The organism is Thermococcus sp. Bubb.Bath (assembly GCF_012027595.1).
GTDB lineage: Archaea > Methanobacteriota_B > Thermococci > Thermococcales > Thermococcaceae > Thermococcus.
In genome coordinates this window covers 286,545-299,227 of the sequence record NZ_SNUR01000002.1, presented here as the reverse complement: position 1 = coordinate 299,227, position 12,683 = coordinate 286,545, and the positions used below count along the sequence as shown (strand labels likewise).

At 51.3% G+C, this 12,683-nt stretch carries 20 protein-coding genes and 3 tRNA genes; 3 read left to right on the top strand and 20 right to left on the bottom strand.

Going from position 1 to position 12,683, the window contains the following annotated elements; genetic code table 11:
- The first annotated feature begins 154 nt into the window (after positions 1 to 154).
- Together E3E29_RS06905 and E3E29_RS06900 are read left to right on the top strand one after the other, a co-directional pair.
- Positions 155 to 355 (top strand): hypothetical protein, encoded by a 201-nt coding sequence (locus E3E29_RS06905; RefSeq protein WP_240922798.1) that lies wholly within the window; start codon positions 155 to 157, stop codon positions 353 to 355.
- A gap of 173 nt (positions 356 to 528) precedes the next feature.
- Positions 529 to 3,186: an ATP-binding protein gene (locus tag E3E29_RS06900; protein WP_167910221.1), complete on the top strand. Its 2,658-nt coding sequence runs from the start codon at positions 529 to 531 to the stop codon at positions 3,184 to 3,186.
- Positions 3,187 to 3,428: 242 nt separating this feature from the next.
- Here E3E29_RS06900 and E3E29_RS06895 read toward each other — a convergent pair whose 3' ends face one another.
- The 5 genes from E3E29_RS06895 to E3E29_RS06875 all read right to left on the bottom strand — a co-directional run bounded on the left by E3E29_RS06895 (position 3,429) and on the right by E3E29_RS06875 (position 6,030).
- Positions 3,429 to 3,686 (bottom strand): hypothetical protein, encoded by a 258-nt coding sequence (locus E3E29_RS06895; protein WP_167910220.1) that lies wholly within the window; start codon positions 3,684 to 3,686, stop codon positions 3,429 to 3,431.
- 139 nt (positions 3,687 to 3,825) lie between these two features.
- The gene (locus E3E29_RS06890) at positions 3,826 to 3,987 is read right to left on the bottom strand and encodes a hypothetical protein (protein ID WP_167910219.1); all 162 of its coding nucleotides are present in this window, start codon (positions 3,985 to 3,987) and stop codon (positions 3,826 to 3,828) included.
- Positions 3,984 to 4,124, bottom strand: coding sequence for a hypothetical protein (locus E3E29_RS06885; protein WP_167910218.1), 141 nt, complete (start codon positions 4,122 to 4,124; stop codon positions 3,984 to 3,986). The genes E3E29_RS06890 and E3E29_RS06885 overlap by 4 nt, the downstream gene beginning before the upstream one ends.
- Before the next feature lie 38 nt (positions 4,125 to 4,162).
- Positions 4,163 to 5,029, bottom strand: coding sequence for an integrase (locus tag E3E29_RS06880; protein ID WP_167910217.1), 867 nt, complete (start codon positions 5,027 to 5,029; stop codon positions 4,163 to 4,165).
- A 701-nt stretch (positions 5,030 to 5,730) separates the two neighbouring features.
- Positions 5,731 to 6,030, bottom strand: a complete 300-nt coding sequence (locus E3E29_RS06875; RefSeq protein WP_167910216.1) for an FUN14 domain-containing protein — start codon at positions 6,028 to 6,030, stop codon at positions 5,731 to 5,733.
- Positions 6,031 to 6,136: 106 nt separating this feature from the next.
- Here E3E29_RS06875 and E3E29_RS06870 point away from each other — a divergent pair, with 106 nt between their 5' ends.
- Positions 6,137 to 6,466 carry a PadR family transcriptional regulator gene (locus E3E29_RS06870; RefSeq protein ID WP_167910215.1) on the top strand — a complete coding sequence of 110 codons (330 nt, stop codon included), beginning with the start codon at positions 6,137 to 6,139 and terminating at the stop codon, positions 6,464 to 6,466.
- Between the two features lie 27 nt (positions 6,467 to 6,493).
- Here E3E29_RS06870 and E3E29_RS06865 read toward each other — a convergent pair whose 3' ends face one another.
- From E3E29_RS06865 to E3E29_RS06795, 15 genes are all read right to left on the bottom strand, one after another.
- Positions 6,494 to 6,652 carry a 50S ribosomal protein L40e gene (locus E3E29_RS06865; RefSeq protein ID WP_167910214.1) on the bottom strand — a complete coding sequence of 53 codons (159 nt, stop codon included), beginning with the start codon at positions 6,650 to 6,652 and terminating at the stop codon, positions 6,494 to 6,496.
- Between the two features lie 59 nt (positions 6,653 to 6,711).
- Positions 6,712 to 6,799 (bottom strand) — tRNA-Leu (locus E3E29_RS06860).
- A gap of 37 nt (positions 6,800 to 6,836) precedes the next feature.
- Entirely contained in the window at positions 6,837 to 7,442 is a 606-nt protein-coding gene (gene rpsB, locus E3E29_RS06855; RefSeq protein WP_167910213.1) for a 30S ribosomal protein S2, read from the bottom strand.
- Positions 7,443 to 7,456: 14 nt separating this feature from the next.
- Positions 7,457 to 8,488 carry a hypothetical protein gene (locus E3E29_RS06850; protein ID WP_167910212.1) on the bottom strand — a complete coding sequence of 344 codons (1,032 nt, stop codon included), beginning with the start codon at positions 8,486 to 8,488 and terminating at the stop codon, positions 7,457 to 7,459.
- Positions 8,489 to 8,494: 6 nt separating this feature from the next.
- Positions 8,495 to 8,668 carry a DNA-directed RNA polymerase subunit K gene (locus tag E3E29_RS06845; protein WP_167910316.1) on the bottom strand — a complete coding sequence of 58 codons (174 nt, stop codon included), beginning with the start codon at positions 8,666 to 8,668 and terminating at the stop codon, positions 8,495 to 8,497.
- 43 nt (positions 8,669 to 8,711) lie between these two features.
- Positions 8,712 to 8,789 (bottom strand) — tRNA-Pro (locus E3E29_RS06840).
- 18 nt (positions 8,790 to 8,807) lie between these two features.
- Positions 8,808 to 9,005: a DNA-directed RNA polymerase subunit N gene (locus tag E3E29_RS06835; RefSeq protein ID WP_167910211.1), complete on the bottom strand. Its 198-nt coding sequence runs from the start codon at positions 9,003 to 9,005 to the stop codon at positions 8,808 to 8,810.
- Between the two features lie 32 nt (positions 9,006 to 9,037).
- Positions 9,038 to 9,445, bottom strand: a complete 408-nt coding sequence (locus E3E29_RS06830; RefSeq protein WP_167910210.1) for a 30S ribosomal protein S9 — start codon at positions 9,443 to 9,445, stop codon at positions 9,038 to 9,040.
- A gap of 11 nt (positions 9,446 to 9,456) precedes the next feature.
- Complete coding sequence (gene rplM / locus E3E29_RS06825) at positions 9,457 to 9,885, bottom strand: 50S ribosomal protein L13 (protein WP_167910209.1); 429 nt, start codon at positions 9,883 to 9,885, stop codon at positions 9,457 to 9,459.
- A 6-nt stretch (positions 9,886 to 9,891) separates the two neighbouring features.
- Complete coding sequence (locus tag E3E29_RS06820; RefSeq protein WP_167910208.1) at positions 9,892 to 10,257, bottom strand: 50S ribosomal protein L18e; 366 nt, start codon at positions 10,255 to 10,257, stop codon at positions 9,892 to 9,894.
- Between the two features lie 65 nt (positions 10,258 to 10,322).
- Positions 10,323 to 10,407: transfer RNA gene (locus tag E3E29_RS06815), tRNA-Leu, on the bottom strand.
- 1 nt (position 10,408) lies between these two features.
- Complete coding sequence (locus E3E29_RS06810; protein ID WP_167910207.1) at positions 10,409 to 11,197, bottom strand: DNA-directed RNA polymerase subunit D; 789 nt, start codon at positions 11,195 to 11,197, stop codon at positions 10,409 to 10,411.
- A gap of 30 nt (positions 11,198 to 11,227) precedes the next feature.
- The gene (locus E3E29_RS06805) at positions 11,228 to 11,647 is read right to left on the bottom strand and encodes a 30S ribosomal protein S11 (RefSeq protein ID WP_167910206.1); all 420 of its coding nucleotides are present in this window, start codon (positions 11,645 to 11,647) and stop codon (positions 11,228 to 11,230) included.
- Complete coding sequence (locus tag E3E29_RS06800; protein WP_167910205.1) at positions 11,644 to 12,186, bottom strand: 30S ribosomal protein S4; 543 nt, start codon at positions 12,184 to 12,186, stop codon at positions 11,644 to 11,646. The genes E3E29_RS06805 and E3E29_RS06800 overlap by 4 nt, the downstream gene beginning before the upstream one ends.
- Before the next feature lie 10 nt (positions 12,187 to 12,196).
- The gene (locus E3E29_RS06795) at positions 12,197 to 12,646 is read right to left on the bottom strand and encodes a 30S ribosomal protein S13 (protein WP_167910204.1); all 450 of its coding nucleotides are present in this window, start codon (positions 12,644 to 12,646) and stop codon (positions 12,197 to 12,199) included.
- Between the last annotated feature and the right edge of the window lie 37 nt (positions 12,647 to 12,683).

The following is a 12,683-nucleotide window of genomic DNA, read 5'->3' as shown; positions in this document are numbered from 1 at the left end:
TTCCGATAAGGTACTTATAAATCTTCCATACCTTCAATACCGTATATGCCTCACAAATGCTTTCCTACGTTGGATTGTTGTCGGGTCTTTGGCTCATCGGTCACAACGTTTATGTGCCCCCTTGGACGTCCCCCATTATAGGGGGTGTCCATAAATGTTGTTTGATACTCAGCCAAAGACATCAATTGATGAGCTGTTTGGAAGGAAAGCCGAGTACTTGAGCTTTATTGATGCAATTGAAAAGGAAGGGAGGTTTTTCATAATCACCGGGTCGAGGAGAATTGGAAAAACGAGTTTTCTTTATGCTTCTCTCAATGAGCTTGAGAAGAATTATGGTATCCTACGCGGTAATTGACGCAAGGGCTGCGACGGTTTTGAATTCACGGTACCCGCAGAAGGTTATTGCGGAGAAGTTGTACAAGGTCATTATGAGGAGGAGGGGCTTTATTGGTAGGGTACGGCAAGTTATGGGAACGTGACCGGAAAACTCAAATACTGTCTTGGGTATAACGGTTTGGAGGTGTAACCATGGAGTTGAAGCCGTTTTATCAGATTGCCATTCCTCATGAGGACATAAAGGAAGGGAAGTTCACCCTTGATACTTTTGCGGCGGATCTATGGAGTGTGTACCAGAATAAGGGGCCGGAGGATTACAGGAACCCACAGCTCTTCTGGGAGAGGACTTATCTCACGAAGGGCTTGAGTGACCTCATTGAAATAGCGAGAAAGCGGCTTATAGAAGGTACGGGGGATGCAGTAATCCAGCTTCAGACGCCGTTTGGCGGGGGTAAAACACATTCGCTCATAGCGCTGTATCATAAGGCCCATGAGTGGGGGGCGAACGTTGTCGTTCTTGATGGTACGGCCTTCGATGCGAAGGAGGTAATTCTCTGGGAGGAGCTTGAGAGACAGCTTACTGGTAAGGTAAGCCTTCTCAGGGGAGAGGTCTCTCCAGGCAAGATGAAGCTCTCAGAGCTTCTCGAAGAGAAAGCTCCGGTACTGATCCTCATTGATGAACTCCTTGAGTACATGGTGAAGGCCGCTGGTGTTGTCGTTGGTGAGACAACTTTGGCTGATCAGACCCTTGCATTCATTCATGAGCTTACTGAGGTTGCGAAGTCCACTGATAGGGTTCTGCTCGTCATGACTCTTCCATCGAGCATTTTGGAGCACTACTCGGAAAAGGCTGAGGAGTACTTCCAGAAGCTTCAGAAGATCGTTGGACGCTCTCAGAAGGTGTTCACTCCTGTTCAAGACGAAGAGGTACACGATGTCATAAGGACGAGGCTTTTCAAGAGGATAAACGAGGCTGAGGCAGAGGCCGTGGTGAAGGCAGTCGTTGATTATCTTGACAACGAGGGTCTGATTCCGGAGGGGCTTACTGCTTATCAGTACCGTCAGAGGTTCTTGAGGAGTTATCCCTTCCAGCCGGAGGTTATTGACGTTCTCTATCACCGCTGGGGAAGTCTGCCCAAGTTCCAGAGAACGAGGGGTGTGCTGAGGCTTCTCTCAATAGTGGTACACTCCCTCATGGGAAGGGATGTACCATTCATACGGCTCTCTGACTTTGATTTGAGCGTCAAGACTCTCAGGGACGAGCTTATTGACATCATAGGTGAGAGCCGGTACTACTCAGTTCTTGACGCTGACATTCTCTCTCCAAATTCCGGAGCGAAGAAAGTTGATAAGATGGTTGGGGAGTCGTACGAGCACTATAGGATAGGAACTCGGGCCGCCACAACGATTTTCATGTACTCCTTCTCTGGCGGAGAAGTGAAAGGAGCCACGACGAAGGAGATAAAACTCTCCTGCGCTGACACTCGGTATTCGAGCAGTATTGTGGGTGATGCCATTCTCTATCTCAAAGACAATCTTCTCTATCTCCACTATAGGGATGGGAGGTACTACTTCAGTCTTGAGCCGAGCCTCAACAAGCTGGTCGTTGATGAGATGAACAACGTGAGTGATGAGCAGATAGGGGAAGTTGAGTATGAGTTGCTGAAAGGGCAACTGAAGGGCAAGCACTTCAAAGTGTACTTATGGCCAACCAAACCTTCTGATGTTCCCGATAATGATCCCAACTTGAAGCTTGTGGTTCTGCGTGAACATGATAAGGAGAAGGTTCTGCAGATACTACAGTCCTATGGTGGTACTGAGAGGGTTTACAAGAACACTCTCATATTCCTCGTTCCGAGAGAAACGGAAAGAGCCAGCTTCAATAGGTTGGTACGTAGGTACCTCGCATGGAAGACTATCGAAGAAAGAACGAAGAGAGGCTCGCTGGAGCTTACATCGGAGCAGAAGGAGGACGTAAAGGAGAATCTGAAGAGGGCTCGTGAGGATATCGTTCAGAAGATTGCCGAGCTTTACAGGGTTATCCTCCTCCCAGCGAGGGGAGGGTACGAGGAGCTTGATCTTGGGATGAAGCCTGTGGGTGTCAAGAAGACCATTGAGGAGCTTGTCTATGAGAAGCTCAAGGACGAGGGCAAGCTGGTTGAGAAGATAGCTCCGATAGTGATAGAGATGAAGTACTTGGATGGCAAGGAGTACGTCTCGACAAAGGCCCTATATGAGAGTTTCCTCAGGACTCCGGGGATGCCTCTGTTGAAGGGCAAGTCGGTACTTGTGGAGGCAATAAAAGAGGGTGTAGGTGAGGGTCGCTTTGGGTGGGGGTACCTCTCTGGTGAGGAGGTTACTTGTGAGTACCTTGGGAAGAAGCCAACGGTAACTCTTGAGGATAATGAGGTCATTGTACGCAAGGACTACTGCGAGGAGCTGAAGGCAAGGGCAAAGAGTGAAGCTGAAGCAATTGCAGAGGCTGGGTCTTCAGCTGTAGCTCAGCAGGAAGCTATAGCTGGAAGCGAAGCTGGAGCTACGCCCAGAGAGTGGAAGCCTCCGGAGGTAAAGAGGGGTCAGACTGTGCTTTTGCCTGCTCAGGAGAAAGCTGAAGAGAAGGCTGAGGCTCAGGGAGGCATTGGGGAGGTACATTTACGCCTCGCTTTTGGACCTGGTACTGGTGGATTGGCGGATCTTGTGAGGGCGTTGAAGTTGCTGAAGACAAAGTTCGAGAGGGTTACTATTGAGATCAAGGCTGAGGAGGGGTCTATGACGGATATGGAGTATGAGAATCTGCTGGAGACTTTCAAACAGCTTCAGATTGAGGTGGAAGAGCTCAGGAAGGGTTGAAGTCTCTTTTCTTTTCCTTACATGAGATAAAGTGTAAGGGGGTGGCCCGCGGGCCCAGTCATAGGGTCATAGGACCCGGCCATACGAAGTCACGGGTTCAAGGCCAGTACCGTATTCACTGCCACTCCGGAGTGGCCATTTGTACTACTACAATGTTGAAATAAAGGTTGCTTATTGTTGGTACTGGTATAGACTCTTGTATCAATATGGCAAAAGAGAGATGAAAAAAGAAAAAAGAAAAGTCACGAGAGGGGAATCACCTCAAAATCCTCCATGTCTTCTATTTCTTTCGGCTTTTTCTTGAAGAGGGCGGCGGCAATGCTGACAGACAGGGGTATAAGCCTCAGTCGCTTGTTCTTGCGGTAGTAAAAGTACGCGAGCCATGCAATGACGACGTACCGGAAGTTTTTCCAGTTGTCAACTTTCTGGAAGAGGCCTATGATCTGCTTGCGTGTGGGTTCTGGTATGCTCTTCTCGATGAGGAGAATTGCTCGTGCCATGCGTTCAATGCCCTCCAGTAGAGTTCTTCGAGGCGGGTAGCGATTTTTCTGCGGTAAATGATGTCAATTTCGTCGTTTGCGTCGTCGTTGAGTACTGTGATGGCGTCGGCGAGTGTGATGAGGTCGTCTGTTTTGATCTTCATTCCGTCATCATCTCCCAGTAGAGGCGTTTGAGTATCTTGATTTCTCCTTCCAGGCGTTCTGTTTCTCCGCTGAGGATTGCATTGGCGTCGAATCGTTTCCAGAATAGTTCGTCTTCTTTTTGTTTGATGAGTTCTTTGAGTTTGTACGCTGGCATCATGCTACCCACCTCCACTGTTCTGCTTCCTGTACTATGCTGGCGAATTTCTGAAGGGCTGCCGTGTAGTCGCTCCGCAATCCTTTTATCTCCAGGAGTACTACCCCCATATGCTCGACCTCCTCCCATATGTAATTCACGTAGGGGCACCCGTAAGGATGCCCCGATATTACGTACTTTAATCGTAATAAAATTTTCGGAGTTCTTTGAGGAGGTGGGGGTAGTACTTTCTCGTCATTTCGAGCATGTCGAGGTAGTGTTTTGCGCCGATGTTTTTTATTGCCCTTCCTTGCCAGAAATCGACAATGTCTGGGGGTATCTCCAGGCGGCGAGCGGTTGTGTAGAACCATTTTCGTATTGCATTGAATTTTATGCCTTTTTGGGTCAGTTTGTGAACTTGGTTCTCTGATAATTTTTTGCCGTGCTGTTGTATCTTTTCTGCGAGTTTGGCGGGACATACGCATACGAATGCTCTTTTTGAGGCGTGGGAGATGAATAGGTCAAGTACGGCAATGTCGCCGAGTTTTTTGAATTCCGTGCCTGTTGCGAGGCGGTTGAAGGCGATACGTGCATGTGAACGGCGTAGTCCTGAGCTTATGACGAGTTGGAGGTAGAGTTTCTTTGTGGGGTCTGTTGTTGATGAGAGTACTTGTTTTATGTCCTCGTTTGTATAGATGTAAGTGTTGATTCCTGATTTTGGGAGTTGTATGATTTGTTTGAGTTCTTGGTACTCTATGGGGTCAATGTACCCTTTTTCGTGGAGGAATTTTATGAATTTTCTCAGTGCCAGTCTGTCGGTTTTGGAGCCTTTCAGGGCTTTTTTCAGGTCGTACAGGATCATGATTCTGTTTATTGCTTTGCTGTAGTTCCGCTTTTGCTTTTCTTGTAGGCTTGTTGTTTTGATCCACTTGTTGAATTCTGCTTTGCGCTCCGCTATTGCTTTGAATAGCTCTGCTGTGAGCTTTGTTTTGCTGCTGCTCCGCTTTTGTGGCTTTATTGTCTGCCACGCCGCTGGCCCGGGTTCAAATCCCGGCCACCGCACCATTACAACAAACTTCGCCTGCGCGAAGTTTGATCAAGGCTCGTGGTTCCTTTAAAATGGCTTTTCTACGCGGATTTTCATTCTAAAAAGATCTCTTGAAATAGAATTAAACAAGCACTGGCTTTTTTAAAGGAGTTTTCCCCTCCTTGACGCCCTTCGGGCGTCGATTAACAAGCAAACTCACAGAGAACAAGCCCTCTAAAAACTGAATTCACAACTGGAATGACAAGTTTCCGGGGAAAATCCCTGAACGTATCACTTTTGACAAGAACCACAAGCTTTGATGAAACTTTGCAAGCAAAGTTTCAGCGCCGCTTTCACTATCGTTCAAGCGTCCTTAACAGATGGCGGAAAATAGTGTGTTTTTCTGAAAATGTGAGTTTTTGGACGGGTTTACTCATTATTAGCCAGTTTAAAGTGTTTGCTCCATACAAAGCGCCTTCGGACGCCAGAACAAAAAGCAAACCTCTTGAAAGGCTGATTTTAAAGTTAAACCCTTTTCTAAGGGGTCACAGACAGTGCATGATTACCACTCCTCCTTATGAGAGGAGCATTTTGATCAAACTCTGCCACAAAGTTTCTTTAGTGAAGCTTTTGGAAAAAGCTTCAGCGCTACTTTCACTACTAAAGGAACCCAGCAAATATCAGAAATTAAAATCCACGCTAAAAGTGAAATTCGCCTCAAAATTTAAGGGACCAAAGATTCAGCCCTTCTGAAAACCAAAATAGAACCCTGCTACGAAAGCAGTAGTTCCAGGAAGTATTCCCACGACCTTCTGTCCGAGGCTAACAACCTGCTGGGTAACACTACCACTGAGGTTGAAGAGTTTGTCGGTGTTTATTGATATAACTCCCTTCTGCTGGAGCCAGAACAAGCTGAGAATATACGCCCCAATGATGGCGGTGACTATCTTGATGAACTTCTTGAGTGCGTATCCGGTTATAAACCCAGTAACGGCACCAACTCCAAGGTCGCCAGTCATCCCGTCCAGATCAAAGTTCATACCACCACCTCCAATCTTCTTTATGCCGCTCTGAATAAAAGGATTTCCCAAAACCTTAAATTATACGGAGCTGAAATATTTCATAGCACAATAAGAAGGTGATAGCATGTCCACACCCATGGAGAGACTCAGGAGCAAGATAACAAAGGAAGTTCTCTGGCTTTACATCTTAAGGCTTCTAAAGGAGAGACCCATGTACGCGTACGAACTGAAACAGAAGATAAAGGATGCCTTCGGATTTGAACCTGCAACAGTCAGCTCATATGTCGTTCTCTATAAGCTGGAAAAGGACGGGTACGTTACCGCAGAATGGCAGGAGAGTGAGAACGGAAAGCCCTCAAGAAAGTACTACAGGCTAACGCCTGAGGGGGAGACCCTCCTAGAAGAGGGAGTTAAATTCCTCGAAGAGACACTCGCAAAACTGAAGGGAGAATGAAATGCTAAAGTTAAAAAGAAAGGTTCATCAGCGTCCCATTCCACCGCGCGGCTCCCTTGCCTTCGGGCGGAGGCCCTTGTAGCCGCACTTTCTGCATTTCTTTGCGCCCCACGGGTTTGTGGCACCGCAGCGCATGCAAACAAGCTTTCTGAAGATCCTTGCCTCAGCTTCCGGAAATCTCGCCATCGTGAATCACCTCATGATCTTAAACCGTCTCAACCTACACGGATCCATTTTTAAAGCTTTGGTGCGGGGGACGGGATTCGAACCCGCGTAGCCCTACGGCAACGGATCTTAAGTCCGCCCCCTTTGGCCAGGCTCGGGCACCCCCGCGCAAATGATGTAGGAAGGGCGATTAAAAAACTTGCCCTCAGCCGCGGATTATCCTCATCTCAAAGTCCTCAACCGGGATCTTGAAGTCCTCCCTGCTCTCAATCTCCTCCCTGTTGTAGAGAACCTCCCTGGCGAGGATCCAGTAGATGAGCGCCAGGGCCTTCCTCCCCTTGTTGTTGGTCGGGATGGCAAGGTCAACGTAACTCAGGAAGTTCTCGGTGTCAACGAGGGCAACTATGGGTATTCCTATCTCAACGGCTTCCTTCAGAGCCTGGTGGTCTGCTCTTGGGTCAGTGACTACGAGAACGTCCGGCTCGATGAAGTTCTTGACCTGTGGGTTGGTCATAGTTCCTGGAAGGAAACGGCCGGGTATTGTCCTGGCACCGGTAACCTCACCGAACTTCTTGACAGGCTTCTGACCGTAGAGCCTGACGCTGACGGCGAGAACGCTCTCAGGATCGAACCTGGCGAGGAATTTGCCGGCGACCCTCAGGCGCTCGTCGGTCTTCCTGACGTCAAGGACGTAGAGACCGTCCTGCCTGACGCGATATATAAACTTCCTCATGTCCTGGGTCTTCTGCTGGGTGCCGATGTGGACACCGGCGGCAAGGTACTGATCGAGCGGAACCAGATACTCCTCCATTTTCTCAACCTCCTTTATCCTTCAAACGTCACCAACCGACCCCTTTCACCGAGGTCTTCCGCTATGCGGTTAAGCTCATTGAGCTTCGCCACGGAGTCCCTTCCAACCACCATCGCCGGGCACTTCAAGCCAACGGCCAGGTGCGGAAGGGCCTCGTCGGCAGATTCATACCTGGCCTCGGCCAGGATTGGAACTATGCGCTCAGACTTAACATCATTAATGAGATTGTAGAGGTCTGTGAGCGTTCCAAAGTTTATAGACTTTATGGAGAGGGCGTTGTAGTACCTCCTGTCAAGGATGCCCTTCTCCCTGAAGAGGTGTTCACCGTCTACGAACACCCCGTGGGTACTCGCTATGAGCTCAAGGAAGAGCTCCTCATCGCCTATAGGCTTTATGTAGGAGACGTTGTTGTCCTCAACCATCGTGAGGAGCGAATCAACGTCAAGACCGGCCTTCTGGACAAGGCCAAGGGATACTTCAAGGCCCAGCTCGGCTCCAACTTCCTCTGTTATCTTTGAGAGTCCTTCCACGTTCACGTTGCCATTTCCGAGCCGGTTCAGTATTTTGACCGCGGCATCAACCGCGTCGGTAATCTCCATTATGTCCCTCGCGAGCACATAGTAGTCGAAGTCCCCCGTTGAGAGGAGGCTAAGCATCGGAACGGGCAGTTCGGTTGTGAAGGTGCCACCGATGTAGCTGTAAAGGGGCATTTTCTTGGAGCTTGCGGCGGCCTTGGCAACGGCTACAGAGACTGCGAGAGCGGTGTTGGCCCCGATGTGGCTGAAGTCCTCAGTCCCGTCGATCTCCCATAGGTAACTGTCAATGAGCTCCTGCTCGCTCGCGTCGAAACCTATCAGCTCCGGCCCTATGATCTCGTCGACCTCGCTGACTGCCCGGTGGGCCTCTGCTATGTACATGTAAGGGTTATCGTCAACTGGAGCGGCGAATCGGCCAAAGCCCGAATCGGTTACTACGTCTACCTCAACGGAGTACCTACCGCCCCGGAGGAGGGCAACCCTGCCCACTATGTTCTCTATCACCGTCATCTCGCATCAGCTCGGTCTTACAACGGTTATTGGTATAATGCCCTTCTCAAACTCGATCATGGCGGCCTGGAGGGGAGTGGCACCCTCCGGTATGTTGACGAGTAGGGGTGCGCCCATCGCTATCTGAAGGGCCCGCGCTCCTATTATCCTGGCCTTTTCAAAGCGGGTATACCTGAACATTACCATCACCCTTGCCCTTATCAACACCAACCAGTGCAAATTTTGGTGGGGCCGCCGGGATTTGAACCCGGGTCTCCGGCACCCCAAGCCGGGAGGATAGACCAAGCTACCCCACGGCCCCTCAAGAAGTGCGGTTTTTTCAGTAGACTCTGTACGTCATTACCTGATCTATGAGCTCCACATGGCTCAGGAGGGTCCTTCTGCAGCAGTACCTCTCAATTCCGAGGTCGTCGAGGACCTTCTCAGGGTCTTCGCCCTTCTCAACCCTCTCCTTGAACTCGTAGTATTTGTCGCCTATCACGCGACCGCAAGTGAAACACCTGACGGGAACTATCACCCGTATCACCTCAAATTTTTAAAGGAAAGGCATCAGCGGTAGGACTTCTGCCTCTTGGCCCTCGGACCCTTTGTTGAGCGGTTGGGCTTGTGGGGCTCGGTTCTCCTGCTGTCACCGACGAGCATTGTTCTGTCGTACTTCATAAACTTTTCCTTCAGGTTCATGTCGTTGGTCCACTCAACGAGGGCCCTGGCTATGGCAACGCGGGCAGCCTCGGCCTGTCCCATGAAGCCGCCACCCTCGACCTTGACGTCGATGTCGACCTTGCCCACGATCTCCTCGCCGGCAAGGACCAGAGGCTCCATGATGGCAAAGCGGGCTATCTCCGGCTCGATGATCTCAACGGGCTTGTGGTTGATCCTGACGCGCCCCTTTCCTTCCCTGATGGTGGCCCTCGCAACGGCCGTCTTCCTCTTACCAGCAGTCTGAATGACCTTCATTTTCTCTCACCTCAGATCTTTCCACCGAGGAACTTGGCGACCTCACCGACGGTAACGTACTTGGGAGTTCCAACCCGGGAGCTGTGGGCCTCAACAACGGTCTCAAACTCCCTGCCCTCGAACTCCTTTGGAACACCTGCGTAAACCTTGAGCCTCCTGAAGGCCCTCCTTCCACGGTCGGTCTTCCAGGGGAGCATGCCCCTAACGGTTCTCCTAACGATCTCGTCGCTCCTCTTCGGGTAGAACGGTCCCTTCCTTGGGTTGCTCCTCGTCCTGAGCTCTGTCCTCTGCTTGTACTTGGCGAAGATGTCCTCGCGGTTGCCGGTGATAACGGCCTTGTCAGCGTTGACTATGATGACCTCCTCACCCTCAAGGAGCATCTTGGCAACCTTTGAGGCAAGCCTTCCGAGTATGAGTCCTTCAGCGTTAATTATCCTCATGGCCCATCACTCCATTATGATTACTCCACTACCCTTCGGGTTTCTCTCAATGAGCTCCTCAATAGTGAGGACCTCACCACCGGCCTCGACTATCTTCTTCCTGGCAGCTTCGCTGACCTTCCATGCGGCAACAACGACCTTGTGCTCAAGCTTTCCTGCCCCAAGAACACTCCCTGGGACGATGACGGTGTCTCCGTCCTTAGTGTAGCGGTTGATCTTGCTGATGTTCACCTCAGCCCTCTGCCTCCTGGGACCCTCAAGGCGCCAGGCGATGTCTTTCCAGACCTTGACTTCTTCCTCGTTGGACTTCTTCCGGAGGTACCGGATGAGCCTCCTCAAGTTTATGTCAGTTGGTCCTGTTCTCTTAACCATGAGCATACCTCCATTCTCTCTCACAGGTGGGAAACCGACAGGTTGGACGGGGTGAGCGTAAATAGTGCGGGGGCGGGGATTTGAACCCCGGAACCCCTGCGGGAGTGGATCTTGAGTCCACCGCCTTTGACCAGGCTCGGCAACCCCCGCGTCAGTCGGCTAATTTATGAAGTTCGCTTATAAATCTATCGCTCTTTCTCATCAATATCTTGAGCGCAGTGGTCACCATTTCCTCAACGGGGAGTTCTCCATTGCTTTCCACAGTAAAGACGAATGTAGCGGGGATTACCTCCTCAGAGATACCATCACCCATGTAGGCATCAAATTTCCGCGGGAGGTAAAAGGCCTTAACTGTGGTGACCACTAGTTCGTTATCCTTTTCTTCAACAGGGAGACCGCGTTTCTCCGCGAGGGCTTTAATCTCCTCCCAGTCTGGAATTTCTTTGCTGACGTGAAGGCGCGTGAGGTACTTGTAGTAAACGAACCCCGGCTGCCACTTGGCGTGATCCTTCCCGCGGCCGAGCTTCGCGTAGGCGTTGAGCGTGAGCTTCTGCCCCTCTGCAAGCTTCACTATTGGAATATCTGGATTAGCCGGTTTTACACCCTCATCGTCACTCTTGAGGTCTCCAGAGTAGACAACGGCAGGCCCCTCCAATTCAAGTGAGAGGGTCACCGTGTAGTCATCAAGCTCAAGGGAATCGAGGGAAAACCTCTCGTGGGGAGTGGTGAGGGGAACCATAGCCAGCCTGTGGGATATTATCTCATCAAAGAGAGCTGAATCGTTTTCGAAGAATTCCACTTCATCAATGGCAAAGGTCGGGACATCCGCCAGGATCGTCCTTCTCAGTGCGTTTGCGAAGGCAACATCTACTCCGCGGAGGATAAACCTGATGGAGTCGGCCCGCTTATCAAGAACCTCAAACTCAATTTTTCCGGCCATCGGCACCACCAAAAAGAGATTATAAAGGGGTCAGACTCTCCTGCCCCTTCTGCCGCCCTTTGGTCTGGTGCCGTCGTGGGGAATCGGGGTGGCGTCTTCAACGCGGCCTATCCTGAGTCCGGCCCTGGCGAGGGCACGGATGGCTGCCTGGGCACCCGGACCCGGGCTCTTGCTCTTGCTTCCTCCCGGGGCGCGGACTTTGATGTGGACGCCGACGAAGCCCTTCTCCATGGCCTCCTCGGCGGCCCTCCTGGCGGCTATCATGGCAGCGTACGGGGAGGGCTCATCCCTGTCAGCCTTGACGACCATACCACCGCTCCACCTAGAGACTGTCTCGGCTCCGGTTATGTCGGTGATGTGGATTATGGTGTTGTTGTAACTGGAGTAGATGTGGGCGACTCCCCACTTCTCCTTCTTCTTGAGGTTAACCTGCTGGACTTCCTCACTCATGCGGCCTCACCCTTCTGAGCCTGTTCAATAACAACCCTCTCGGGGTGGCTCTCCTTGGCAAATGGGGAGTTCTTGTTGTAGACTATGGTGCCCTCTTCCTCCTTGAGGACGAGGTAACCCGGTGAGCGGATGACCTGACCGTTTACCTCAATGTGGCCGTGGACTATGAGCTGTCTGGCCTGCCTCATGGTCCTGGCAAGGCCCTTCTTGAAGACGAGGGTTTGAAGCCTTCTGTCGAGGACGTCCTCAAGGGTGAGCGAGAGAACGTCATCGAGTGCGGCATCGGCAGGAAGGAGGCCAAGCCTGTTGAGCCTCTGGAGGAGCTGGGCCCTTTCGATTTCAGCCTGCTTTCCACGTGCTGCCAGAAGGCGCCTGGCCCTACGCCTAAACTCCTTGAGCTGGGTCTCGTGGCGCCAGAGCTCCTTCTTGTTTTTGAGGGCGTACTTCTTCATGATGACCCTTTCGCGGTCAAGCCTCTCCTTAATCCACGGGTGAGAGGGAGTCTCATACCTCTTCCTCTGCCTCTTTGGGTCTCCCATTTACACCACCTCACTTCTTCTTCCTGCTCACACCGAGCGTGCTTCCATGCCTGAAGTTGGACCTGGTCCTCTGACCCCTAACGGGCAGACCGCGCTCCAGCCTGATGCCCCTGTATGACCTGATTCTCCTGAGCCTGTTGAAGTCCTCGCGCCAGGCCATAGCGAGCTTGGCCGTGATGAGGTGAAGGTCCTTGCCAGTCTCGTAGTCCTTAGGCCTGTTGACCGCCCACGCGGGGATTCCATGGGCGCTGGGATTCTCTATTATCCCCTCAAGCTTCTTAACCTGCTCATCCGTCAGATAGCCCGTCTTCATGTTCTCGTCAAAGCCGCCAACACGGCAGATTATTGCGGCCATGTTGGCCCCGATGCCCCTGATTCCTGTGAGGGCCCATCTGAGCGGTCTGTTCCCATCCAGGTCAACTCCCGCAACACGGACTATATGTCTAAAGTTCTCGGTCATTATCAATACACCTCCAATCAATCCTTCATAGAGGATT

Bases quoted from the DNA above. Each gene is read 5' to 3' on its own strand.
- E3E29_RS06905 (WP_240922798.1), top strand. From the start codon at position 155: ATGTTGTTTGATACTCAGCCAAAGACATCAATTGATGAGCTGTTTGGA.
- E3E29_RS06900 (WP_167910221.1), top strand. From the start codon at position 529: ATGGAGTTGAAGCCGTTTTATCAGATTGCCATTCCTCATGAGGACATA.
- E3E29_RS06895 (WP_167910220.1), bottom strand. From the start codon at position 3,686: ATGGCACGAGCAATTCTCCTCATCGAGAAGAGCATACCAGAACCCACA.
- E3E29_RS06890 (WP_167910219.1), bottom strand. From the start codon at position 3,987: ATGATGCCAGCGTACAAACTCAAAGAACTCATCAAACAAAAAGAAGAC.
- E3E29_RS06880 (WP_167910217.1), bottom strand. From the start codon at position 5,029: ATGGTGCGGTGGCCGGGATTTGAACCCGGGCCAGCGGCGTGGCAGACA.
- E3E29_RS06875 (WP_167910216.1), bottom strand. From the start codon at position 6,030: ATGAACTTTGATCTGGACGGGATGACTGGCGACCTTGGAGTTGGTGCC.
- E3E29_RS06870 (WP_167910215.1), top strand. From the start codon at position 6,137: ATGTCCACACCCATGGAGAGACTCAGGAGCAAGATAACAAAGGAAGTT.
- E3E29_RS06865 (WP_167910214.1), bottom strand. From the start codon at position 6,652: ATGGCGAGATTTCCGGAAGCTGAGGCAAGGATCTTCAGAAAGCTTGTT.
- rpsB (WP_167910213.1), bottom strand. From the start codon at position 7,442: ATGGAGGAGTATCTGGTTCCGCTCGATCAGTACCTTGCCGCCGGTGTC.
- E3E29_RS06850 (WP_167910212.1), bottom strand. From the start codon at position 8,488: ATGACGGTGATAGAGAACATAGTGGGCAGGGTTGCCCTCCTCCGGGGC.
- E3E29_RS06845 (WP_167910316.1), bottom strand. From the start codon at position 8,668: ATGTTCAGGTATACCCGCTTTGAAAAGGCCAGGATAATAGGAGCGCGG.
- E3E29_RS06830 (WP_167910210.1), bottom strand. From the start codon at position 9,445: ATGAAGGTCATTCAGACTGCTGGTAAGAGGAAGACGGCCGTTGCGAGG.
- rplM (WP_167910209.1), bottom strand. From the start codon at position 9,885: ATGAGGATAATTAACGCTGAAGGACTCATACTCGGAAGGCTTGCCTCA.
- E3E29_RS06820 (WP_167910208.1), bottom strand. From the start codon at position 10,257: ATGGTTAAGAGAACAGGACCAACTGACATAAACTTGAGGAGGCTCATC.
- E3E29_RS06810 (WP_167910207.1), bottom strand. From the start codon at position 11,197: ATGGCCGGAAAAATTGAGTTTGAGGTTCTTGATAAGCGGGCCGACTCC.
- E3E29_RS06805 (WP_167910206.1), bottom strand. From the start codon at position 11,647: ATGAGTGAGGAAGTCCAGCAGGTTAACCTCAAGAAGAAGGAGAAGTGG.
- E3E29_RS06800 (WP_167910205.1), bottom strand. From the start codon at position 12,186: ATGGGAGACCCAAAGAGGCAGAGGAAGAGGTATGAGACTCCCTCTCAC.
- E3E29_RS06795 (WP_167910204.1), bottom strand. From the start codon at position 12,646: ATGACCGAGAACTTTAGACATATAGTCCGTGTTGCGGGAGTTGACCTG.